Origin of the sequence: Aquihabitans sp. G128, from assembly GCF_019048865.1 — a bacterium.
In the GTDB taxonomy this organism is placed as follows: domain Bacteria; phylum Actinomycetota; class Acidimicrobiia; order Acidimicrobiales; family Iamiaceae; genus Aquihabitans.
In genome coordinates this window covers 1,801,727-1,823,713 of record NZ_CP077604.1, presented here as the reverse complement: position 1 = coordinate 1,823,713, position 21,987 = coordinate 1,801,727, and the positions used below count along the sequence as shown (strand labels likewise).

The window sequence follows — 21,987 nt, the reverse complement described above, 5'->3', positions numbered from 1 at the left end:
TGCACGAAGGGGAAGTGGGAACGCCGATGACCGACACCGAGCTCACCGACGACGCGCTGCCACCGGCACCGCCCGAGGCGCCGAAGCGGAGCCACAAGCTGCGCTGGGCGTCGCTGTCGGTCGTGCTGCTGGGCGTGGCCGTCGCCGGGGTGGTGGCCTGGAAGCAGGTCAAGCCCATCGTCGACTCCCGTCGCTACGCGTCGGTCACCGACACCGTGCCCACCGCCCCCAAGCTCACCGCCAAGCCGGGCGAGACCGTGTACCGGATCGATCCCACCCACTCCTCGCTCACCTACGCCATCACCGAGACGTTCGTGGGCAAGGGCGAGAGCACCGCCACCGGCGTCACCCACGGCATCGCCGGCGACCTCGCCATCAACGGCGGCGACCTCGGCAAGAGCCGGGTCGGCAAGATCGTGGTCAACGTCGAGCAGTTCCGCTCCGACAACAACCTGCGCGACGCCCGCATCCGCCAGGACTTCCTTTCGTCGCACCAGTTCCCGCTGGCCACCTTCGCCACCCAGGACCTGCAGGGGCTCGAGGGCAAGCTGGTCGAGGGCCAGAGCAAGACCTTCACCATGGACGGGTTCGTCACGCTGAAGGGCACCAGCGCCACCGCCTCCTGGGACGTCACCGCCCGGCTGGTCGACGGCAAGCTCACCGCCACGGCCACCACCACCGCCAAGCTCTCCCGCTTCGACGCCGGCCCCATCTCCATCGCCGGCCTGGTCAAGACCGCCGACGACGTGAAGCTGACGCTGAAGCTCACCGCCGTCGACCCCACCACCACCGATGTCGCCACCGAGGTCGCTTCCGCCGGCCGGGTCTCCACCAGCACCGCCACCAGCCCGTCGTTCGCCAAGGTGGTCCAGCCGATCATCGAGGCGAACTGCGCCTCCTGCCACACCACCGGCCAGATGGCCGACGAGCACATCCCCATGGACACCGCCGGCGAGGTCCAGAAGATCTCCGACGGCATCAAGACGGTCACGCAGTCCGGCTACATGCCGCCGTGGCCCGCCTCGGACAAGGGCGTGCCGCTCTCCCACGTGGCCACCCTCTCGAGCAAGGACCTCGACGCCCTGGCGGCGTGGTCCGACGGCGGCGGCAAGCTCGACGTGCCGGCCACGACCAAGATCACCCTGGCCCGCGAGGCCGCCGAGCTCCAGCCGCGGGACGACCTCAGCCTCGAGATCCCGAAGTACCTCGGCAGCATCGACAACACCAACGACTACCGCTGCTTCGTGCTCGACCCGAAGATCACCGAGGACACCTACCTGACCGGCTACCGCTTCCTGGCCGACCAGGTCCAGGAGCTCCACCACGCCCAGGTGTTCCAGGTCAGCGACGAGCAGGTCCAGTCGTCGAAGGCCAAGGACGGCAAGGACGGCCAGCCCGGCTGGAGCTGCTACGGCGGCCCGGAGCTGCGCGGCCGCCGCCCCGACCGGGTGCCGGGCCAGCCCCGCACCCGCGACGCCGGCTTCGCCGGCCAGGCCAACCTGGTGGCCGGCTGGGTCCCGGGCCAGTCGCCGGTGATCTTCCCCGAGCAGTCCGGCGTGCTGCTGCACCCCGGCGATGCGCTCGTGCTGCAGATCCACTACCACTACGCCGACGAACCGATCGCCGACCGGTCGGGGCTCTCGCTCCAGCTCGATCCCGGTGGCTCGAAGATCAAGGAGCTCCGGGTGGTCAACCCGCTGGGCCCGGTCGAGATCCCCTGCGCCCCGAAGGACGCCGACGAGCCGCTCTGCGACCGGGACGCCTCGATCGCCGACAACGTCACCCGCTTCGGCCGCGCCGGCGCCAGCAACGAGTCGGGCCTGCTCGCCCTGTGCGGCCACACGCCCGAGGAGCTGACCAAGGACTTCGACGGCTCCGTCGCCCGCTCGTCGTGCATCGCCAAGGTGCCCCAGGACGGCGTGATCATCGGGGCCATGGGCCACATGCACACGCTGGGCAAGAGCATCCGCCTCACGCTCGATCCGGACCAGCCCAGCGAGAAGATCCTCTTGGACATCCCCAACTGGAGCTTCGACTGGCAGATGAACTACGGCTTCGAGGAGCCGGTGCGGGTGAAGGCCGGCGAGCAGATCCGCATCGACTGCGCCTGGGACCGCAGCGCCGACCCCAACCGGGCGCCGAAGTACATCGTGTTCGCCGAAGGGACCGAGGACGAGATGTGCTTCGGCACGTACTCCCTGATCCCCGACGAGCAGCGCAACGGCTGACCCGCCGCGCCTCCGGCGACCGCTCGGGATCCCCCGGGCGCTCGCCGACGGCCGCGAGACTGCGGCATGGCCAGCGGCAGCGAGGGCGACGCGGCGCTCATCGCCGCCACCGAGCGGTGGTTCCTCCGGCGGGGCACGCCGCACCTCATCGACGGCTACCGGGCCACCCAGGACGTGTTCACCCGCACCCTCCCGGCGCTCACCCTGGTGCTCCTCCTCGAGCTGCTCGGCGCCCCGCAGCTGCAGTGGAGCTGGTGGCAGAACCTCCTGGCGCTGGTGGGCGGCGCCGCGCTGCTGCTGGCGGCGTGGGCTGCGGTCAACCGCTCGCGAGGCCGACCGCCGTTCCGTCGGCCCGACGACGTCGGCCCCGTCGAGCTGGCCGCCTTCGTCCTGGTCCCGGCCTCGCTGCCGCTGGTGTTCGGCGGCCAGCTCGGCTCGGCGGCGCTGACCGCCGCGTTCAACCTCGTCCTGCTGGGCGTGATCTACCTGGCCACCAGCTACGGCCTCGTCCCGCTCACCCGGTGGGCCCTCGGGCAGACGGCCCGCCAGGTGGGTGCGGTGCTCGACCTGTTCGGCCGGGCCCTCCCGCTGCTCCTGCTGTTCTCGGTCGGGCTGTTCATCAACACCGAGGTGTGGCAGGTCTCGGCGTCGCTCGACGGCGTGCTGTTCGGCGTCACCATCGCCTTCTTCGTCCTGGTCGGGACCGCCTTCCTGCTGGTGCGGCTGCCCGGCGAGCTGGCCAAGCTGCGGGACCAGCTGGCAGGCGCCGCCGTGGTCGACGCCTGCACCGACAGCCCGCTCGCCGAGGTGGCCGGCGAGCTGGTCGCCGCCGACTCGGTGGCCTCGGTGCCGCTGTCTCGACGCCAGCAGGGCAACGTGCTGCTCGTCCTGCTGTTCAGCCAAGCGGTCCAGGTGCTCCTGGTGACGCTGGCCATCGGCACCTTCTTCTTCCTGTTCGGCCTCATCGCCATCCGCCCCGACGTGCTCGACGCCTGGCTGGGCGACGCCATCGGGCGGGGCGAGCTGCTGTCGTGGGAGTGGTTCGGCCGCGAGCTCACCGTCACCCGCGCCCTGGTCCACGTGGCCACGTTCCTCGGCGGCCTGTCGGGCTTCTACTTCACCGTCTACGTGATCACCGACAGCACCTACCGCGAGGAGTTCTTCGAGGAGATCGTCGGCGAGGTGCGCCAGTCGCTCGCGGTGCGCAACGTCTACCTGGCCCTGCTCGGCCGCGTCGGAGGTGCCGGAGGCGGTCGCTAGGGTCGAAACCGATGCTCCCCGCCCTCATCGTCCTGGCCCTGGTGGCCGCCATCCTCCTCGTGGCGCTCGTCCAGGCCCGCCGCGACCTCGCCTCCCGCACCCGGCAGCTGACCGCCTCGGCCTCGGCCCGAGCCACCGTCGAGGCCGAGCGGGACCTGGCCCGGGCCCAGGAGGCCGACGCCCTCGAGCAGGCCGCGACCGCTCGCGAGGCCGCCGCCGCTGCCGAGGCACGGTCGCACGCCGCCGACGCCGCCCGAGCCCGCGCCGAGGCCGCGAGCGCCGAGGCGGTCGCCTCGCTCGCCGAAGCCGCCACCCTCGCCGCCCGCCTCATCGACGACGGCGCCGCCGACCCCGCCGCGCTGTGGGCCCTGGAGCGGTCCCGGACGGAGCGCACGTGGCGCCACAGCGTGGCCGCGGTGCAGGGCGATCCGTCGCCGCTGGCTGCGGCGCTCCACCCGCTCTGGACCGCCCTCGAGATCGAGGTCGCCGCGGTGCGAGAAGAGGTCGGCGCGGTCGTCGACCTCGACGTCGACCTGCCCGGAACGGTGACCCCGGGGGCCTCGCTGGCCACCTTGCGCGTGGCCCAGGAGCTGCTGGCGACGGCGGCCCGCAAGGGGGAGGTCACCACCCTGCGGGTGGCCGCCGACGGGGACGACCTGGTGGTCGAGGCGTCCTCCGTCGACGCCGACGGGCAGCCGGTGCCCCTGAGCGCCCTCGTCCTGCCGCCCAGCCGCCTCGACGCCGAGCCCGGCGTGGTGCGGCTGCGGGGCGCCCTCGTGGCGCCGCTCGCCCGGCCGGCCTGACCGGTCCTCAGCCCAGCACGAGCTCGGCGAGGGCCACCCGCAGCTGGGCCTCGACGTCGGGATCGAGGTCGAGGTCCTCGGTGGCCACCCGCAGCGGCTGCTCGCCGTCGTCGACCACCAGGACCTTTCCGTCGTCGTAGCCGGCGTGGCCGGCGACGGTGACCTCGGCGTAGGACACCGTCAGGTCCGAGGCGGCCTTGGCGTCCACCCAGTCCTGCCAGCGGGAGCCGTCGCCCACCGCCAGGGTGGCGGTGGCGCCGTCGCCGAGGGTGGCCCGGCACCCGCTCGTGTCGATGTCGACGTCGTCGACGCCCACCGCTCCGGACGTCGGGACCGTCTCGTCGACCGGTCCGACGGCGTCGGCGACGACGCCGTCGAAGGCGGCACAGAGGGCCTCGGGGGCCTGGCTCAGGTCGACGTCGAGCACGCCGGCGGCCAGGGCCTCGGCCTTCGTCGCCAGCGCATCGGCGTCCATCGAGCCCGCCGAGGCGGCGGCGTAGGTGGTGAAGAACAGGTCCGGCCCGTGGAGCACGGCGACCTGGGTCCCGTCCCGGAAGGCGTCGTCGCCCAGGTCGGGCAGCGCCTCGAAGCCGTCCTCGGCGGCGTCGGAGCGGGCCTGGCGCTGGAGCTCGTCGAAGGGCAGCCCGCCCTCCGGCGCGCCCTGCAGGTCGATGCGGGTGATCGACGCACTGCCGGACCCCGAGCGCAGGTCGAAGTCACAGCCCCGATAGCCGTAGGACAGGGCGTCGGAGGTGGTCGGCGCGCCGGCCGTCGAGGAGCGGCGCACCGGGCCGCCCAGCAGGGCGGCGACGTCGTCGGTGCCCGGGCAGTCGCCCGTGGCGGGCTGGCCCGGCCCGTCGGCCGCCGTCGACGAGGTGGTGGCGCGGTCCTCCGTGGTGGTCGACGCCGCTCGTGGGCCCGTGGTGCTGGGGCCGGCGCCCTCGCTGCCGGAGCCGGAACTGCAGCCGGCCAAGGCCACGGCAGCGACGACCGCCAGCACCGCCACGCCGGCCCGCCCCCGCGTCGGCGCCTCGGCGCCCGTGCCCGCCGTGTGTGCTCCTCGACCCCGCAACCCGCTGCTCCTGCCCGTGTGCTCGCCCGCCGGCCGACGGAACCGTAGCGGGGCCCGGGCGCGCCACCGGGCTGGGCCAGCGGGGCGAGGTTCGCCCGCGGGCCCGACCCGGTGGGTGTCGCGAGCGCCGGCTCAGCTGGCGGCGGCGGCCTTGTCGGCCGGGGCGTCGGCAGCCTTGGCGGCCGGCTTGTCGGCGCCGTTGGCGGAGCCGTTCCCGTTGCCGTTGCCGATCCCGTTGGTGTTGGACGGGTTGGAGCCCGCCAGCAGGTTGCGGGCCATCTGCAGGCCGGTCACGCCCTGGCTGAGGGCCTGGGCCAGCACGTCGCTGAGGCCCTGGGCGCCGTTGAGCAGGATCATCTGGTCGACGTCGCCGAAGGGCTTGGCGGCCGCCTCGACGATGGCCGGCCAGTTCTCGGCGAGCTGCTGGCCGATGACCGCGTCCTGGTTCTCGGCCAGGGCCTCGGCCCGGGCCTTGATGGCCTCGGCGGCGGCCATGCCCTTGGCCCGGACGGCTTCGCCCTCGGCGAGGCCCTTGGCCTGGGTGGCGGCGGCCTCGGCCTCACCGACCTGGCGCAGCGACTGCGACCGGGCCTCGGCCTCGAGCTTGACGTGCTCGGCCTCGGCGGAGGCGCTGAGGCGCACCCGCTCGGCCTCGGCGGCGGCCGCCAGCTTCACCTTCTGGGCGTTGGCGGCGGCGTTCAGCTCGACCTCCTGGCGCTCGGCCTCGGCGCCGGAGATGCGGGCGTCGCGCTCGGCCTTGGCCAGGGTGACCTGCTGGTAGGCCTGGGCGTCGGCCGGCTTGCGGACCGATGCCTGCAGGCGCTGCTCCTCGCGCTCGGCCTCGAGCTCGGCCACCTTGGTCTCCTCGACCACCACCTCCTGGCGGGCGGTGGCGTCGGACAGCGGGCCGGCCTGCTGGGCCAGCGCCGCGGCACGGTCGATCTCGGCCTGGTAGCCGGCCTGCTTGACCTGGCTGGCCCGACGGGCCTCGGCCTTGAGGGCGTCGGCCTCCTGCTCCCGCTCGGTGGCCTCCCGGTCGGCCGAGGCCTGGGCGATGCGGGCCTGGCTCTGCACGGCGGCGGCGTGGGGCCGGCCGAGGTTGCCGATGTAGCCGGTGGGGTCCTCGATCTCCTGCACCTGCAGCGAGTCGACGATCAGGCCCAGCTTGTGCATCTCGGTGCCGGAGGACTCACGGGTGAGCTGGGTCAGCTTCTCCCGGTCGCGGATCATCTCCTCGACGGTCATGTTGCCCACGATGGCCCGGAGGTGGCCGGCGAAGACGTTGTGGACCCGCTTGTCCATCATCGGCTGCTGGTCGAGGAAGCGCCGGGCGGCGTTGGCGATCGACGCGAAGTCGTCGCCGACCTTGTAGATGACCACGCCCCGGATCCCGAGGGGGATGCCCTGGTGGGTGACGCAGTCGATGGCCAGCTCGGCCTCTCGGAGGTCGAGGGAGAGGCGGCGCACCGTCTGCACGCCGGGGATGACCAGGACGCCCTTGCCGGTGACGATCTTGAAGCCGAGGGAGTCCTCGATCTCGTCGGTGGCGTGGTTGTGCCGGAGGCCCGAGATGATCAGGGCCTCGTTGGGCTCCGCCACCCGCCAGGTCGCCTTGAAGATCACGACGACCACGATGATCGCCACGACCACCAATCCGCCGATGATGTACAGGGAAGTCATTGCTGTTCCACCTTTGGTGTGGTCACACGGGGGTGACGACGACGGTGCGCGGGGGGAGGACCTCGACCACCAGCACTCGCGTGCCGGGGGCGATCTCCTCGTCGTCGGCGCTGTAGGCGTGGAACGCCTCGGTGCCGCCCCGGACCGGGACCATGACCTCGCCGATGCGTCCGGGCACGACCCGGCCGGTGACCCGACCCGTCTTCCCGACCAGCTTCTGATCAGCCATGTTCCGTCCGTCTCTTCGTTCCCGCCGGCCCTGGACCACTTGTCGGGTCGGCACGTCTGATCTTCCGCTCAGGCCAAGTTGTCTGCAACTTGTTTCATCGGCCTTTACGGCTTCCTGACACCCTCCCACATCGCCGGGACGGCGCCGCGACGGGCGACGGGCAGGCCGTCCGATCAGGCGGTGGCGCCCACGAGCTCGGCCTCGGCCTCGCGCTCGCGATCGGCGCTGAACCGGCGGCCGACGCGGGCGATCCGCTCCATGCGCTTGAGCAGCTTGGCGCGGGCCTGCTCGGCCTCCGGGGTGAGGCCCTCCAGGGCTTCGACGTTCCAGTGGCGGAGGATCACCGGCACCAGCACGTTGTCGTGGTGGACCGTGAAGTCGTAGATGCCGGCCTTGGCGATGGCGTAGGCGTGGGACTCGAAGTCGACGATGCCCGTGCCGGGCATCTCGAACTCGCGCACCTGGCGCTCCATGGCCACGACCATGCCCGAGGGGTCGACCTCGAGGGCGGCGGTGCCGAGGTCCCGGTAGAAGAGGTGGTGGCGGTTCTCGTCGGCGGCCACGCGCTTCATGACCTCGTAGCCGGTGCGGTCCTCGAGCAGCTTGCCGGTGTTGTGGTGGGCGATGCGGGTGGCCAGCTCCTGGAGCGTGACGTAGACGATGCCGTCGGTGACCAGGTCGACCTCGGGCACCTCGCCCTTCTCCACCTGCTGCATGCGGGCCCGCTCCAGGGCCACCGGGTCGAGCGCCCGGGTGACGGTGAGGTAGTCGCGCAGCACGATGGAGTGCCGGCCCTCCTCGGCGGTCCACCGGCGGGCCCACGTGCCCCAGGCCGTGTCCCTGCCGAACAGCGCCTCGATGGTGCGGAAGTAGTACGGGAGGTTGTCCTCGGTGAGGAGGTTCACGAAGAGGCTGGAGCGCACCGCCGGGTCCATCTGGACCTCGTCGGGGTCCCAGTCGACGCCGGGCTCGAAGTCACGGCCCCGGCTCCACGGCACGAGCTCGTGCGGGAACCACTCCTTCGACGCCGCCAGGTGCTTGTCCAACAGCCCGGCCACCACCGGCTCGAGCTCGTTGAGGAGGACGTCGTTGGGGAACATGGAAGCCAGCCTACCTACTGGTAGGTAGGGAGGGAAGGCCCAACCGTGTGACGGGCGTCTGGCAGACTCCGCCACCGTGAACACGGGGAAGCGCGATGGTGAACAGCAGGGGCGAGCGGGGATCGGCAGGCGGCAGTTCCTCACCGGGGCGGCGGCCACCGCCGCGGTCCTGACGGTGGGGTGCGGATCGTCGGGCTCCGAGGGGTCGGGGCCGTCGAGCACCGCGCGGGCCACCACCTCGACGGTGCCGAAGCCGGTGCACGTGCCCGAGCTCTCCGGTGACCCGTTCACCCTGGGCGTGGCCTCGGGCGACCCGCGCACCGACGCCGTGGTGCTGTGGACCCGCCTGGCGCCCGAGCCGGTGGCCGAGGACGGCTCGGGCGGCATGCCCGACGCGAAGGCCGACGTCACCTGGGAGCTCGCCACCGACGCGGCGTTCACGGAGCTGGTGGGCACCGGGGTGTTCACCACCAGCCCGGCCCACGCCCACTCGGTGCACATCGACGCCACCGGGCTCGAGCCCGGCCGCGACCACCACTACCGGTTCCGCTACGCCGACTGGACCAGCCCGGTGGGACGCACCCGCACGCTGCCCGAGGGGTCGCCCAAGGCCTTCGGGATCGGGGTCGTGAACTGCCAGATGTACGAGTCGGGCTACTTCGGCGCCTACCAGCACCTCGCCGAGGAGGACCTCGACGTCGTGGTGCACCTGGGCGACTACATCTACGAGTACCCCGCCGGCCTCGGGCCCCGGGCGGTGGTGCCGAACAAGGTCCTCAAGACCCTCGAGGATTACCGGATCCGCTACGCGCACTACAAGCGCGACGAGCAGCTCCAGGCGGCCCACGCCCGCTTCCCGTTCGTCCTCACCTGGGACGACCACGAGGTCTCGAACAACTACATGGGCGACGTGCTGGTCGGCAACGACGACCCCGCCCTCGGGCAAGCCCGCAAGGCGGCGGCCTACCGGGCGTGGTGGGAGCACCAGCCCACCCGGTTGGACCCGCCGAAGGGCTCGGTGGAGGCGGTGTACCAGGCGTTCGCCGCCGGCGACCTGCTCCGTCTGCACCTGCTCGACGAGCGGCAGGACGCCGCCATCCCGCCGTGCCGGGACACCGCCCAGTCGGGCACGGACTACGGCAACTGCGACGCCCGGGTCGACGAGGACCGCACCCGGCTCGGCACCGACCAGGAGATGTGGCTGAAGGGCTCGCTCGAGGAGGGCGGCGTCACCTGGAACCTGTTGGGCAACCCGGTGGTCCTCGCCGGCGTCGACGGCGGCAGCGACGCGGCCGCCTACTACCTCGACACGTGGGACGGCTTCCCGCAGGCCCGCAAGCGCCTCATCGCCCAGCTCGCCGAGGTCTCCAACCCGGTGGTGCTGACCGGCGACTACCACGCCGGCATGGTGCTCGACGTCCAGGCCGAGCCGTTCGACGCGTCGTCGAAGGTGGTGGCGCCCGAGTTCATGTCGCCGCCGATCTCGTCGATCCTGTTCCCGGCCGACGTGTCCAAGCGCACGCCGCAGCTGCGCCAGCAGCTCAACGACCACGGCTACCTCACGGTGGCCGTGACTCCCGAGCGCGTCACCGTCGCGTTCCGCGTGCTCGACGACGTCATGGACCCGAAGACGGCGATCAGCACCGGCGCGACCTGGGTGGTCGACGCCGGCGATCCGGTGGCTCGCCCGGCCTGACCGGCCTGGCCGGGGTGAGCGGGGGGCTCAGCGCTTGCGGTCGCTGAGCAGCCAGCTGGCCGCCGCGCTGGTGCCGGCCGCGGCGAAGACGGCCGGCCACGCGCCGATCTTCTTCGCCAGGGGGTGCGAGGCGCCGAAGCCGCCGAGGTAGATGCCGGCCAGGGCGGCGGTGGTGCCGGGACCGGTGGTGCGCAGCCACTGGCGACCGGCAGCGACGCCGCCGACAGCCAGCACCGCGCCGCCGAGCGGCCGGACCTTGGTCTCGCGGGCCACGAGGTAGCCCCCGATCAGGGAGCCGGCGACGATCGGAGCGGTGGGGAGGGCCATGGGCCGAAGCTACCGACGCCGGGCCCGGCTCGGCCAGGCACCGGCCAGCGCGGCGAGCGCCGGGCTCAGGCCTCCGCCACCCGGCGGCGCCAGTCGGCGAGGAGGTCGGTGAGGGTCTGCTCGATGGAGATCTCGGGCTGCCAGCCGGTGGCGGCGCTGAGCCGCTCGTGGCTGCCCCGCAGCACGGGCAGCTCCACGGGGCGGAGCAGGGCCGGGTCGACCTCGAGCCGCAGCGGCACGGTGGCCTGGGCGACGAGCTGGTCGGCCAGGTCCTGCACGGCGAGGTCGACGCCGGAGCAGACGTTGTAGACCTCGCCGGGCTCGCCGTGCTCCATCAGGAGCCGGTAGGCCCGCACCACGTCGCGCACGTCGGTGAAGTCCCGGCGCGCCGAGAGGTCGCCGACCGTGAGGACCTCGCCGCCGTCGCGCTCGGCCTGGGCCACCCGGTGGGCGAGGGCCGGGGCCACGAACTGGTCGGTCTGGCCGGGGCCGAGGTGGTTGAACGCCCGCACCCGCAGGACCGGCAGGCCGCGTCCCAGCCAGGCCTGAAGGCCGAGGTAGTCGGCGGCCACCTTCGACGCTGCGTAGGGGCTGGCCGGTCGCAGCGGGGAGTCCTCGGTGAGGGGGAGCTCCTCCGGGGTGACGATGCCGTAGACGTCGGCGCTCGAGACGGCCAGGACCCGCTCGACGCCGGCGTCGCGGGCGGCGCCCAGCACGTTGAGCGTGCCCTCGGCGTTGACGCGGAACGCGGCCACGGGCGACCGCCACGACGCCCCGACGTCGGCCCAGCCGGCCAGGTGGTAGATGCACGTGGGGGCGATCTCGCGGATGGCTTCGTGCACGGCCTCGGCGTCGGTGATGTCGAGGCCGTCGGTGGCTCGGTCGATGCCGATGACCTCGTCGCCACTCGCGGTGAGGTGGTCGATCAGGTGGTGCCCGACGAACCCGTGGGCTCCGGTGACGAGGGCCTTCGTGGGCGACATGGTCCCGAACACTAGTGAGTGCCGCCCCGGCGCCCGGCGGCCCGAGTGCCCGGCCCGACGACGGTCGGCAACTACCGTGCAAGCGGTGCACGCAGGGATGATCACATGGCGGTGACCGACCACGACCCCTCGGGTTGCGACGTGTCGGTGCTGATGCCGGCCTACAACGAGGCCGAGAACCTGGTCGAGGTCGTCCCCCGTACGGCGGCGGCGCTGGAGGCCCTGGGCAAGACCTGGGAGATCGTCATCGTCGACGACGGCTCCACCGACGGCACCCGCTCGGTGATGTCGGGGCTCCGCTCGGACCAGGTCCGCTACATCCGGCTGCGGCGCAACGCCGGCAAGTCCGCCGCGCTCTCCGTGGGCCTGGACCACGTGCGGGGCGAGGCCGTCGTGCTGATGGACGCCGACGGCCAGGACGACCCCGAGGAGCTGGGCAAGATGCTCGGCGAGCTCGACAACGGCGTCGACTGCGTGACCGGCCGCCGCGCCGTGCGCAACGACCGGTTCATCAAGCGGAACACGTCGAAGATCTACAACGGCGTCACCACCCGAGTGACCGGGGTCAAGGGCAAGGACTTCAACTCCGGCTTCAAGGCCATGTCCCGGGAGCTCGCCGACAGCCTCGAGATGTACGGCGAGCTGCACCGCTACATCCCGATCCTCGCCGTGTGGTCGGGCTTCCGCATCTCCGAGGTCGAGGTCGAGCACCACGAGCGCCTGCACGGCCGCTCCAAGTTCGGGCGGGCCCGCTTCTGGCGCGGGTTCCTCGACCTCGTCACGGTCAAGTTCCTCACGACCTACACCGCCCGCCCGTTCCACCTGTTCGGCGGCATCGGGTTCGTCATCGGCGCCGTCGGGTCGGCCCTGCTGACCTGGATGCTCGGCTCCAAGCTGCTGGGCCACTCCATCGGCACCCGCCCGGCGCTGCAGCTCGGCGTCCTGCTCGTGGTCGTCGCGGTGCAGATGGTCTCGCTCGGCCTGCTCGGGGAACTGATGGTCAACCTGCGCCGGCGGCGGAGCCTCGACGCCACCGCGGAGGGAGACCTGTGACCACGCCGACCCCGCCCGTGCGGCCCAAGGCCATCGGCCTCGCCCCCGGCCTCTCCGAGGATGCTGCCGGCCAGGACGCGGCCAAGTACGGCACGTCGAACCCGGTCGTGCAGAAGCTGCTCGCCTCGTGGATGGGCAAGCTCCACGCCGTGCTGGGCACGCCGACGGGGACGTGCGTCGACGTCGGCGTGGGCGAGGGCTTCGCCCTCGAGCGCATGTTCCCGGCGGGCACCGAGGTCGTGGCCCTCGAGTACCGCCACGACAAGGCCAAGGTGGCCGCCGAACGGTTGGCCGCGGTGCAGGTCGTGCGGGGCGATGCCGGCGTGCTGCCCTTTCCCGACGCCAGCGCCGACCTGGTGACCTCCATCGAGGTGCTCGAGCACCTGCCCACCTTCGAGCCGGCGGTGGCCGAGATGGCCCGCATCTGCCGTGGCCGCCTGGTCGTCTCGGTGCCGTGGGAGCCGTGGTTCCGCCTCGGCAACCTCGGCCGGGGCAAGAACGTCAAGCGCCTCGGCAACGACCCCGAGCACGTCCAGGCCTTCACGCCGAAGCGCCTCGAGCGGGCGCTGGGCCAGCACTTCGAGGCGGTGCGCGTGGTGCGCGCCTTCCCGTGGCTCATCGCCGAGGCCCGCACCCCCAGGCGCTGATCGGCCCCCGGCCACTCAGCGGCCGGTGAGGGCGCTCCACGCCTCGGCCGCGTAGGCGTCCCAGGTGCGCACGGGCTCGTCGGCCCAGGCGGAGGCCAGCCGCTCGTGCAGGGCCGGCACCACCAGGATGCGCTCGACCGCGTCGGCCACGGCGCGGGCGTCGCGGGGATCGACGAGCAGGGCGCCGCCGCCGGTGGCGGCCTCGGCCATGGCCCCGAACGCCGAGGTCACCACCGGGGTCCCGCAGGAGCGGGCCTCGGCGACGGTGGTGGCGAAGGCCTCGCCGAGCGACGGGTGCAGCACGACGTGGGCCAGGCCGTAGAGGGCTCGGCGATCCTCGGGCGCGACGTGGTCGACCAGCTCGACCAGGCGGCCGGCGCGGCGCAGTGCCGCTGCCCGCTCGCCCACGGCCCGGGCGTCGGCGCCGCCCCGGCCCACGATGGCGAGGTGGAAGGCGAGGCCGCGGCGCCAGAGCAGCTCGGCGGCGTGCAGCACCCCGAGGTGGTTGCTCGACGGCGCGTGGTCGCCGACGACCAGGACGAGGGGCGTGCCGGGCACCCCCAGCCGGTCGCGCAGGGCCTGCCCGGTGGCGTCGTCGACCGTCGGGAGGTCGACCGCGAGCGGCACGGGCAGCACCTCCGGGCCGGTGGCGCCGGAGCCGGCGAGGGCGTGGCGCCAGCCCTCGTACTCGGCGGCCACCGAGGCCGACACCGGCACCACCCGGGCGAGCTCGCGGGTGGCCGCCAGCGAGAGGGCGAAGTGGGCGTCGTCGTGCGGGGCGGCGGAGGGCTGGTGGTCGGTCATGGGGGAGAAGTCGAAGCCCAGCCCGGCGCCGGTGGTGCCGCCGTGGAGCAGGAGCCCGGTCAGGCCCTGCACGCGGTTGCGCTCGGTCGCCGGCTCGAGCAGGAGGTAGGTGCAGCGCCACGGCACGAGCACGGTGCGATCGCCGGGCGGGTCGTCGCCGTGCCAGCCGCCTCCGGAGAGGGCGGCGGCGCGCTCGGTGGCGTCCACGCGGTGCAGCGACGTCCCCCGCCCGCCCCACCGCACGAAGGTGGGCTCGTGGTCGCGCGCCCAGCGCTCGGCGCAGGCCTGCACCACGAACGGGGCCAGGAGCGGGCGGTGCCGGCCGGCCACCCCCTGGAGGTCGACGAGGACGGCGTCGGCCACCACCTCGACGGCGGGCCAGCCGAGGTGGTCCGGCACGTCGGTCCGCAGGTCGGCGTCCGGGGCGAAGTCGATGCTGCGATCGAACGCCCGGTCGAGGGCCAGGTCGAAGACGGCGGTCGGCCCGTCGACCTGGGCGCGGCGGAGCGCCGCCAGGACCACCGGCGGCGGGGGAGGCGGGCGGCGAGCACGGCGTGGGCCAGCCACACGTGGTGGTGGTCGGCGGGGTCGAGGGCGGCGACGGCGCGGTCGAGCAGCCCCGCGGTGGGCCCGTCGACGGGGCCGGGAGCGCCGAGGGCGGCCGCCAGGGTGGCCAGTCGAGCCCGCAGGGCGGCGCGCCGGCGCGGGCCGCGCAGGTCGATCCGGGCGGCCAGGCGCCGGTGGGCGGGCAGGGCGTCGGTGAGGCGGCCCATCAGGCCGGGACCTCGGCCGGGAGGGGCTCGGTGCCCACCAGCAGGCGCCAGCTGGCCCGGGCGTAGTCGGCCCAGGTGGCGGCCGGCCGGGCCACGATCTCGCGTTGCAGGACCGCCAGCTCGGCGTCGTCGGTGAGGAGGGTGCGCATGGCGTCGAGGATGGCGGCGTCGTCACGCGGATCGACCGATCGGCAGCCGCCGTCGGCGGCGATCTCGGCGATGCTGCCGAAGTCGCTCACCAGCGCCGGGGTGCCCGCCGCCAGCGACTCGACGATCGGCAGGCCGTAGCCCTCGTGCAGGGAGACCAGGACCGTGAACCGGGCGGTGGCGTACTGGGCGGCGAGCTCGGCCTCGCTGACCGCCAGGTGCCGCTCGACGGGCCGGCCCAGCCCGGCCAGCCGCTCGACCTCGCGGCCGATGGCGGGCACCCACGAGCTGCCGCCCACGAGGTGCAGCTCGAAGTCGAGGCCCTCCTGCCAGAGCCGCTCGGCGGCGAACAGCACGGCGAGGTGGTTCTTGCGGGGCTCGTAGCTGCCCACGACCAGCACCCGGGGCCGGCCGCGGGGCACGAGGGCGGCCGCTTCGGGCATCGGCGGGGCCGGCAGGGCGCACACCCCGACCGCCGGTCCCGGGAGGCCTTGGCTGGCCAGCATGGCGGCGTAGCCCTCGAACTCGGCTGCGGCCGAAGCGCTGATGCCGGCGATGCGGTGGGTGTGCTTGACCACCGAGAGGTAGTTCATGAACTGGTCGGACAGGGCGGCCGGGACCAGGTCGCCGCTGGTGGCGGGGATCAGGTCGTAGCCGATCGCTGCCAGGTCGTTCCCGGAGTGGATGGCCAGGGCGGCCAGCACGTCGCACGAGCCGGCCTCCAGGGACTCGGCCAGGAGGACCGTGGAGCGCCACGGGACCACCAGCGTGGGGGCGTCGACGGCGACGTCGAGCACCTCGGCGGCGGCGACGCCGGCCTGGTGGGCGTCCCAGGAGAACACCCGGTGGCGCTCGGCGGGGGCGAGCGTGCGGTAGGCCTGCCAGCCGTCGGTCCACGCCACCGGGACGGCGGGGCCGCACGCCAGCCAGTGCGGGGCGGCGCTCCGGATGACGCGCTGGATGCCGGTGTGCAGGTCGAGCTTGGCCGTGTTGGACACGTCGAGCACCACGCCGTCGGTGACGACCTGCAAGGTCGCGATCCCCGAGCGATGGTCATGCGCCGTCGCCCGCCAGGCTCGGGCCAGCCACAGCTCGAGGTCGTCGGCGGCCTCGAGCTCGAAGGCCCGCAGCGCCTCGGCCATGGCCGACGTCCCGGGGAAGGAGCCGGTGAGCGCGACGTGCAGCAGCCAGACCTCGGCCGGCGTCGCGTGGGCGCGGACGACGACCACCAGGGCGGGGAGCAGGGTCGCGGCGTCGACCGCAGGGTCGGCGGCCGGTGCCGGCACCTCGACCTCGAGCACCTCGGCGACGGCGCGCAGGCGGTGGGCCAGGGCCGCGACCGGCGGCGCCGCCGACGCGGGAGCGGTCACCGGCGCCGGGCTCGGGCCTGCACGCCGGCCTGGGCCCGGACGGCGGCGCGCCGCACCGCGGGGAACCGACCGGCCAGCCGCTTGCCGGCCCGCAGCGGGGCCAGCACCACGCGGGCGACGACGTTCATGAGGGTGGTGAGGTCGTCCTGCTCGGGGACGGGGTCCGGCTCGGTCCAGCCGTCGAGGCCCACCGACCGCCACCGCACCACCAGCCCGGCGAGCCGGGCGTTCTCGTCCTCGAGCTCCTGCACGCGGGCCCGGAGCCGAGCGAGCTCGTCGCCGGGAGCCTCGGCGCGCACCGGCGGCCAGGGATCGCTCATCGTCGGGCCAGCAGGGCCATGTCGCCGGAGCCGAGGATCAGCGACTCGAGGTCGGCGGCCAGCTCGGGCGCGGTCGGTGCCCTGGAAGTGCACCTCCAGCGGGTGGAGCGGCCGCAGCTCGACCGAGCCGAAGCCCGCCTCGTGGGCCAGGAACTCCAGGAAGGCGGGGTGCACGGGGCGCTCGTGGGTGGGGTCGACCCAGAAGTTCGTGGCCGCGGTGGAGATGCTCAGCGCGTTGGGGGTCTCGAGCACCAGGAGGCCGCCTGGGGCGAGGACCCGGCGGGCCTCGAACACCAGCCGCACCTGCAGGTCCAGCGGCAGGTGCTCCACCACGTGCATGGCCACGACCGCCCGCTGCGTGCCGTCGTCCTGCGCGTCGAGCCAGCGGAAGAGGTCGTCTTCGACGAACAGCCGCTCCTCGCCGTCGGCGATCTGGCCGTGGTTCGAGTCGACGCCGATGGCGTCGAGACCGGCCCCGTCGAGCAGCCGCACGAGCTCGCCCCGGCCGCAGCCCAGGTCGGCCACGGGCAGCTCGGGGTTGGGCAGCTCCTGGAGCAGGGCGAGGTAGTCGGCCTCCTGCTGGGCGGCGATGCGCTCGTCACCGCCCCGGTGGCGGTCCTCGAAGGCGCGGTAGAGCAGGTCGAAGGTGGGGACCGGGTGGGCGAAGCGGGGCGCCGCCGCGGTGGGTGCCGGGGGGACGGCCGGGGCGGCACCGTCGTCGTCGGCCGGCGCAGTGGTCGGTGCCGACAGGGCCCGCTCGACCAGGGCCTGGGTGAGCCGGGTGCCGCTGCGGACCTCGCCGAGCTCGTGGGCGAACTGCTCTCGGCTCTCGAGCGCCTTCGCCTCGGCGTGGAGCAGCCCGTGCTCCAGTCGCAGGCGCAGGGCGGTGCCCGCGTCGGTGGGCGTGGCGGGGTCGAGCTCGGCGAGGATCGACTGGTAGGCCGTGATGGCGTCGAGCACCGGCCCGACCTCGGCCCACAGCTCCTCCTTGAACCGGTCGAGGTAGGCCTCGAGCCGGGCGTTGGCGGCCTGGGCCTGCTCCAGGCCCGCCGCCAGGTCCCGCTGGGTGGCCTGGACCAGCTCGAGGTCGCGGCGGACCATGTCCAGGCGGTTCGTGACCGGCCCGAGCGCGACGCGACCGGCCCGCTTGGCCAGGCCGAGGGGCGGGGTGGTTTCGGTCATGCGGTGCGGCTCCTCTGCCGTCGGAGCCGATGGGCCCCGACCTGCTGGGCGGCGGCCGCCACCGAGAGGAACTCCCCCTCGACCTTCGCCCAGTCGAACTCCCGCCGAGCGTAGCCACGGCCCTTCGCCCCGAGCTCCCTGGCCAGGTCGGGGCGGGTGAGCAGCGTGGCCAGAGCGGCCTCGAAGTCGAGGTAGCCCCGGTAGGTCAGGCCCCCACCGGAGCGGGCCGCGTGGCCGGCCAGCACCCGGCTCCGCGCCTGGATGAGCGCCGGCCGCTCGAGCAGCCAGCCCTCCATGAGCGACAGCGAGAAGCTCTCCATGTAGGACGGCTGCACCAGGACGGCGGCGCCGGCCACGAGGGCGTCCTTGGTGGCGTCGTCGACGAAGCCGGTGGGGACCACGCCGTCGACGGCCGGGCCGCCCTCGCCGCCGGGCCCGACGACGACCAGCGAGAACGAGGGGTCGATCGCCCGCCGGTACTCGGCTGCGAAGCGGGTGGCGTCGTCGCTGCCCTTGGCGGGATCGACCCGGCCCACCACGATGGCGTAGCGGTCGCGCTCGACGCCGTAGCGGGCGAGGGCGGCGGCGACCGCGCCGTCGGACGGTCGGGCGACGTCGTCGACGGAGCAGGGGACGACGTCGATCTTCTCGCCGCACCCGTAGGTGTCGTGGATCAGGTCCTGCTCCTCGGGAGCCAGGCAGATGATGCGATCGGCGTGCTGGAAGATCTGGCCCACCCGCCCGACGTGGAAGGCGCCCTCCGGGTGGGCGGTGGGGATCACGACGGTGGCGCCGGCCGAGGCCGCCACGCGCGTGAGCCAGAGGGTCTGGGTGTAGTGGTACCCGATGAAGATGGTGGCGTCGGAGGCGGCGGCGAGCGTCCGCAGCGGCCCGGCGACGTCGACGAGGTCGGGCCCCATGGTCTGGGCCCACCGCTCCTGCGCCCAGGGCCAGAGGGGCACGTCGTAGGTGTCGGCGGCGCGCAGGTGCAGCGGGATGAACCGCTCGTTGACCCGGGGCGCCAGCACGGGGAAGCGGTGCACCGTGACGCCGTCGTCCTCGGAGGTGCCGGGCCGGTAGACGTTGGCCCAGTCCTCGTAGCTGGTGGCGCAGCTGGTGACGACCGAGACGTCGTGGCCGGCGGCGGCCAGGCCCGAGGCCATGGTGCGGCCGTACTTCTCGGCGCCGCCGACGAAGGCCGCGCCGTAGCGCTGGACCACGAAGGTGAGCTTCACGAGGCGGCTCCCGGCGAGGGCAGCCGCACCCCGGCGGGCAGGCCGGTGACGCGGTGGCCGTCGGAGGCCGTGGTGCCGCCGAGCGTGGCCGCCAGGGCGGCCATGAGCTCGGGCTCGGTGTCGGTGACGGCCCGCACGAGCTGGGGGAGGCTGGTGGCGGCCGACAGCTGCTTGGCCCGGCTGACGCCCCGGCCGACGAGCACGTGGCGGAGGACGTCGTCGGTGAGCACGGTGTGCAGCAGGCTGGCCACCAGCATCGGATCGTCCGGGTCGTCGACCAGGATCCCGGCGTCGGCGACCGTGGAGGGGAGCGCGGCGCGGGCCGAGGCCACCACCGGCACGCCGATGGCCATGGCCTCGACGGCGGGCACGCAGAACCCCTCGTGCTCGGTGAGCGTGAGGAACGCCCCGGCGCGCAGGTACAGCGCGCTCAGCTCGGCGTCGGTGATGCGGCCCACCCACTGCGGCTCGCGGAGCCCGGCGGTGCGCCCGAGGACGTGGAGGGCCTTGGTGTACTTCGGGAACCGGTCGACGCCCACCAGGGCCAGTCGGGCGTCGGGCAGGAACTCCTGCTGGAGCACCGCCATGGCGGCGAGCACCCGCTCGATCCGCTTGTGGGGGAGGAGCTGGGCCACGCACAGCACCAGCGGGCCGGGGCCCCAGCTGCTGATGCGGTCGAGCATGTCGGGCGAGGGCAGGACGTGGTTCAGGCGGTCGACGTTCGGCGTGGGCGGGACCACCACCACGTTGCGGTACCCGAGCTGGCGCAGCTCGTCGGCGTTGAACTCCGACACGGCGATGGCCAGCTCGACCCGATCACGGATCTGCTCGAGCTCCCAGCGGCCCCGCACCAGGTCGCCGGCGACCTCCGGGGCGAACTCGACGTAGTACTCCGGCGGCGAGAAGTTGTGGTACACGAGGATCAGCCGGCGCTCGCCCTTGAGCGCCTCGTAGACCGGCCAGCTGCCCATGCTGGCGTGGAACACCAGCGGCCGGTCCCGGTTCGGGCGGGTGGGCAGCTCGGCCAGGGTCCGGACCTCGCCCTGCACGCCGGCCTCGTAGTGCTGGGAGAAGATCTCGCTGGGCCCGAGCTGGGCGAGCTCGCGCTGGAGCAGCAGGACGTTGCCCGTGATGGCGTCGCCGGGGGCCGCGCCCACCAGCAGCTGGTCCCACATCAGGGAGCGTCGGTGGCTGCGGTCCCGGTGCGGTCGGCCCGCACCTCGTCGAGCTCGCGCTCGAGCTCGGCCACCCGGTACTCGAGGCTGCGCAGGTGGTCGAGGTGGGCGCGGGTGAGGAAGGTCTGGATCTTGTTCTGGCGGTGCATGAGGGCGCCGATGGCCTCGGTGCTGCGCTGCGCGAACGGCTCGACCTGGCGCCGCACCACGGCGCCGACGAGGCGGGACCAGACGTGGAGCAGGCGTCCGACGAGCAGGCCCTTGAGCCCCCCGGTGGTGGGGCGCCAGGTCTCCAGGTGGGCCGTGCCCGGCAGCACGCCGAGAGCCAGCGGGGGCTCCTCGACGATGCCGGCGTCGACGGCCTCGATCACGGCGCTGAACTGGCGGTCGAGCTCGCCGACCGGGAGGTGGGGGACCGCGCCGGCGGCCCGTCGGGCGGCGAGGTCGTCGCGCACCTGCTGGACCGTCGCCGCCACCGAATCGCCGGTGGGCGGGACCGGCGTGGGTGCTGCGCCGGTCGCGTCGTCGATCTCGTTCATGGCCATCTGCTCGCCTGTCTGGTCGTCGGTGCCCGCTGCAAGTATCGCGGCCCGCCGGGGCCGATCCGGACCAGGGCCCGGGGAAGGTGGTGCTAGCCGCCCGAGCCGACCGACCAGCTGCCACGGAGGTCCATGAACCCCTCGGGCGCCAGCCGGCCCCCGTGGCGGACCTTCAGGTGGTACTCCCGCTCGCGGCGGTCGAAGTTGTGCTGCACGTACTCGTCGGAGATCGCCACGGTGATCTCGTAGTCGCCGGGCGTCAGGGGCAGCGCGTCGACGGCGAAGTCGACGTGGCCCGTGCCCGAGATGGTGCCGAGGTCGACGCCGTCGATCTTGGTGTTGGTGCCGGTGATGTGGACCTGGGTGGAGCTGAACAGGGCGATGCCGAAGACGGGCGACGGCACGGGCCGGATGGCGTCGTAGTGGACCCGGAGGGTGAAGGGGTCCCGGTGGACGCCGAACGGCGACACCTCGCCGTCGCCGTCGAGGAACTCGACGGCGGTGATCTGCACGTCCTCGACCTGCACCGGCTTGGACGAGCCGCTGGCGGTGGTCTCGCCGAGCTCCTCGGCCAAGGCCTCGTCGGCGGCCTCGCGCTCGGCGCGCTCGGCGGCGTTGACCTTGTCCATGTAGGCGGCGGCGACCTCGGGCCCGGTGCCGGTGAGCTGGAGCACGCCGTGGTCGAGCCACGCCGCGCCGTCGCACATCGACTCGACGGTGTTGAGGCCGTGGGTGACCACCACCACGGTGACGCCCTTCTTGCGCAGTGCGTAGAGGTGGTCGAAGCAGCGCCGCTGGAACTCGGCGTCGCCCACCGCGATGACCTCGTCGATGATGAGGATCTCCGGATCGACGTGCACGGCGACGGAGAAGCCGAGCCGCACGTACATGCCGCTCGAGTACACCTTCACCGGCGAGTCGATGAACTGCTCGACGCCGGCGAAGGCCACGATGTCGTCGTAGACGGCGTCGATCTGCTTCTTGCTCATGCCGAGGATGGTGGCGTTCATGTAGACGTTCTCCCGGCCCGTGAGGTCCGGGTGGAACCCGGCGCCGAGCTCGAGCAGCGTCGAGATGCGGCCGTCCACCCGCACCGAGCCGGAGGTGGTCTGGTAGATCCCGGCGATGCAGCGCAGCAGCGTGCTCTTGCCCGAGCCGTTGTGGCCCACCAGGGCGTACATCGAGCCCTTCGGGATCTCCAGCGAGACGTCGTTCAGGGCCTGGAAGTGGTCGGCGCCGGACTTGCGGTCGCGCCGGGTGATGAGCTCCTTGACGGAGTGGGCGCGGTCGGTCTGGAGCCGGAAGCTCTTCGACACGTGGTCGACGACGATGGCGCTCTCGGGCTCGGGCTTGATCAGGGCCAT

19 protein-coding genes are annotated in these 21,987 nt (G+C 73.6%); 6 read left to right on the top strand and 13 right to left on the bottom strand.

All coding sequences use genetic code 11. The annotated features are described in order from the left end of the window. Window positions 1-26 precede the first annotated feature (26 nt). The 3 genes from KSP35_RS08690 (at window position 27) to KSP35_RS08680 (ending at window position 4,291) form a co-directional block, all read left to right on the top strand. Window positions 27-2,228, top strand: a complete 2,202-nt coding sequence (locus tag KSP35_RS08690; RefSeq protein ID WP_217000938.1) for a YceI family protein — start codon at window positions 27-29, stop codon at window positions 2,226-2,228. A gap of 66 nt (window positions 2,229-2,294) precedes the next feature. Continuing rightward, the gene (locus KSP35_RS08685; protein WP_217000936.1) at window positions 2,295-3,488 is read left to right on the top strand and encodes a hypothetical protein; all 1,194 of its coding nucleotides are present in this window, start codon (window positions 2,295-2,297) and stop codon (window positions 3,486-3,488) included. 11 nt (window positions 3,489-3,499) lie between these two features. Next, on the top strand, window positions 3,500-4,291 hold the full coding sequence (locus tag KSP35_RS08680; RefSeq protein WP_217000934.1) for a hypothetical protein: 792 nt from the start codon (window positions 3,500-3,502) through the stop codon (window positions 4,289-4,291). A gap of 7 nt (window positions 4,292-4,298) precedes the next feature. Here KSP35_RS08680 and KSP35_RS08675 read toward each other — a convergent pair whose 3' ends face one another. The 4 genes from KSP35_RS08675 to KSP35_RS08660 all read right to left on the bottom strand — a co-directional run bounded on the left by KSP35_RS08675 (window position 4,299) and on the right by KSP35_RS08660 (window position 8,372). Beyond that, on the bottom strand, window positions 4,299-5,297 hold the full coding sequence (locus tag KSP35_RS08675) for a hypothetical protein (protein ID WP_217000932.1): 999 nt from the start codon (window positions 5,295-5,297) through the stop codon (window positions 4,299-4,301). A 198-nt stretch (window positions 5,298-5,495) separates the two neighbouring features. Further along, complete coding sequence (locus tag KSP35_RS08670) at window positions 5,496-7,043, bottom strand: flotillin family protein (protein ID WP_217000930.1); 1,548 nt, start codon at window positions 7,041-7,043, stop codon at window positions 5,496-5,498. A gap of 22 nt (window positions 7,044-7,065) precedes the next feature. After that, complete coding sequence (locus KSP35_RS08665) at window positions 7,066-7,272, bottom strand: hypothetical protein (protein WP_217000928.1); 207 nt, start codon at window positions 7,270-7,272, stop codon at window positions 7,066-7,068. Window positions 7,273-7,445: 173 nt separating this feature from the next. Beyond that, window positions 7,446-8,372 (bottom strand): acyl-ACP desaturase, encoded by a 927-nt coding sequence (locus KSP35_RS08660; RefSeq protein ID WP_217000926.1) that lies wholly within the window; start codon window positions 8,370-8,372, stop codon window positions 7,446-7,448. A gap of 76 nt (window positions 8,373-8,448) precedes the next feature. On the opposite strand from KSP35_RS08660, the gene KSP35_RS08655 reads away from it, so the two are divergent. After that, a complete protein-coding gene (locus tag KSP35_RS08655; protein WP_217000924.1) occupies window positions 8,449-10,068 on the top strand; it encodes an alkaline phosphatase in 1,620 nt (539 codons plus the stop codon). Window positions 10,069-10,095: 27 nt separating this feature from the next. Here KSP35_RS08655 and KSP35_RS08650 read toward each other — a convergent pair whose 3' ends face one another. Together KSP35_RS08650 and KSP35_RS08645 are read right to left on the bottom strand one after the other, a co-directional pair. Continuing rightward, window positions 10,096-10,395: a hypothetical protein gene (locus KSP35_RS08650; RefSeq protein ID WP_217000922.1), complete on the bottom strand. Its 300-nt coding sequence runs from the start codon at window positions 10,393-10,395 to the stop codon at window positions 10,096-10,098. A gap of 65 nt (window positions 10,396-10,460) precedes the next feature. Then, window positions 10,461-11,378 (bottom strand): GDP-mannose 4,6-dehydratase, encoded by a 918-nt coding sequence (locus tag KSP35_RS08645; protein WP_217000920.1) that lies wholly within the window; start codon window positions 11,376-11,378, stop codon window positions 10,461-10,463. A 105-nt stretch (window positions 11,379-11,483) separates the two neighbouring features. On the opposite strand from KSP35_RS08645, the gene KSP35_RS08640 reads away from it, so the two are divergent. Together KSP35_RS08640 and KSP35_RS08635 are read left to right on the top strand one after the other, a co-directional pair. Beyond that, window positions 11,484-12,431, top strand: a complete 948-nt coding sequence (locus KSP35_RS08640; RefSeq protein WP_217000918.1) for a glycosyltransferase family 2 protein — start codon at window positions 11,484-11,486, stop codon at window positions 12,429-12,431. Next, entirely contained in the window at window positions 12,428-13,078 is a 651-nt protein-coding gene (locus KSP35_RS08635) for a class I SAM-dependent methyltransferase (RefSeq protein WP_217000916.1), read from the top strand. Before KSP35_RS08640 ends, KSP35_RS08635 begins: the two co-directional genes overlap by 4 nt. A 15-nt stretch (window positions 13,079-13,093) precedes the next feature. Here the strand turns inward: KSP35_RS08635 and KSP35_RS08630 are convergent, their stop codons facing one another. The 7 genes from KSP35_RS08630 to KSP35_RS08600 all read right to left on the bottom strand — a co-directional run bounded on the left by KSP35_RS08630 (window position 13,094) and on the right by KSP35_RS08600 (window position 21,987). Beyond that, window positions 13,094-14,404: a glycosyltransferase gene (locus tag KSP35_RS08630; protein ID WP_217000914.1), complete on the bottom strand. Its 1,311-nt coding sequence runs from the start codon at window positions 14,402-14,404 to the stop codon at window positions 13,094-13,096. A 250-nt stretch (window positions 14,405-14,654) separates the two neighbouring features. Beyond that, on the bottom strand, window positions 14,655-16,172 hold the full coding sequence (locus tag KSP35_RS08625) for a glycosyltransferase (protein WP_217000912.1): 1,518 nt from the start codon (window positions 16,170-16,172) through the stop codon (window positions 14,655-14,657). Next, window positions 16,169-17,674: a bifunctional 2-polyprenyl-6-hydroxyphenol methylase/3-demethylubiquinol 3-O-methyltransferase UbiG gene (locus KSP35_RS08620; RefSeq protein WP_217000909.1), complete on the bottom strand. Its 1,506-nt coding sequence runs from the start codon at window positions 17,672-17,674 to the stop codon at window positions 16,169-16,171. Before KSP35_RS08620 ends, KSP35_RS08625 begins: the two co-directional genes overlap by 4 nt. Then, entirely contained in the window at window positions 17,671-18,909 is a 1,239-nt protein-coding gene (locus tag KSP35_RS08615; RefSeq protein ID WP_217000907.1) for a glycosyltransferase family 4 protein, read from the bottom strand. Before KSP35_RS08615 ends, KSP35_RS08620 begins: the two co-directional genes overlap by 4 nt. Beyond that, the gene (locus KSP35_RS08610; protein WP_217000905.1) at window positions 18,906-20,084 is read right to left on the bottom strand and encodes a glycosyltransferase; all 1,179 of its coding nucleotides are present in this window, start codon (window positions 20,082-20,084) and stop codon (window positions 18,906-18,908) included. Before KSP35_RS08610 ends, KSP35_RS08615 begins: the two co-directional genes overlap by 4 nt. After that, window positions 20,084-20,623 (bottom strand): hypothetical protein, encoded by a 540-nt coding sequence (locus KSP35_RS08605; protein ID WP_217000903.1) that lies wholly within the window; start codon window positions 20,621-20,623, stop codon window positions 20,084-20,086. The genes KSP35_RS08610 and KSP35_RS08605 overlap by 1 nt, the downstream gene beginning before the upstream one ends. Before the next feature lie 92 nt (window positions 20,624-20,715). After that, window positions 20,716-21,987, bottom strand: a complete 1,272-nt coding sequence (locus KSP35_RS08600) for an ABC transporter ATP-binding protein (protein ID WP_217000901.1) — start codon at window positions 21,985-21,987, stop codon at window positions 20,716-20,718.

Coding starts and splice junctions, on each gene's coding strand:
- KSP35_RS08660 (WP_217000926.1), bottom strand. CDS start 8,372: ATGTTCCCCAACGACGTCCTCCTCAACGAGCTCGAGCCGGTGGTGGCC.
- KSP35_RS08685 (WP_217000936.1), top strand. CDS start 2,295: ATGGCCAGCGGCAGCGAGGGCGACGCGGCGCTCATCGCCGCCACCGAG.
- KSP35_RS08610 (WP_217000905.1), bottom strand. CDS start 20,084: ATGTGGGACCAGCTGCTGGTGGGCGCGGCCCCCGGCGACGCCATCACG.
- KSP35_RS08600 (WP_217000901.1), bottom strand. CDS start 21,987: ATGGCCCTGATCAAGCCCGAGCCCGAGAGCGCCATCGTCGTCGACCAC.
- KSP35_RS08640 (WP_217000918.1), top strand. CDS start 11,484: ATGGCGGTGACCGACCACGACCCCTCGGGTTGCGACGTGTCGGTGCTG.
- KSP35_RS08645 (WP_217000920.1), bottom strand. CDS start 11,378: ATGTCGCCCACGAAGGCCCTCGTCACCGGAGCCCACGGGTTCGTCGGG.
- KSP35_RS08690 (WP_217000938.1), top strand. CDS start 27: ATGACCGACACCGAGCTCACCGACGACGCGCTGCCACCGGCACCGCCC.
- KSP35_RS08605 (WP_217000903.1), bottom strand. CDS start 20,623: ATGAACGAGATCGACGACGCGACCGGCGCAGCACCCACGCCGGTCCCG.
- KSP35_RS08665 (WP_217000928.1), bottom strand. CDS start 7,272: ATGGCTGATCAGAAGCTGGTCGGGAAGACGGGTCGGGTCACCGGCCGG.
- KSP35_RS08650 (WP_217000922.1), bottom strand. CDS start 10,395: ATGGCCCTCCCCACCGCTCCGATCGTCGCCGGCTCCCTGATCGGGGGC.
- KSP35_RS08620 (WP_217000909.1), bottom strand. CDS start 17,674: ATGACCGAAACCACCCCGCCCCTCGGCCTGGCCAAGCGGGCCGGTCGC.
- KSP35_RS08670 (WP_217000930.1), bottom strand. CDS start 7,043: ATGACTTCCCTGTACATCATCGGCGGATTGGTGGTCGTGGCGATCATC.
- KSP35_RS08680 (WP_217000934.1), top strand. CDS start 3,500: ATGCTCCCCGCCCTCATCGTCCTGGCCCTGGTGGCCGCCATCCTCCTC.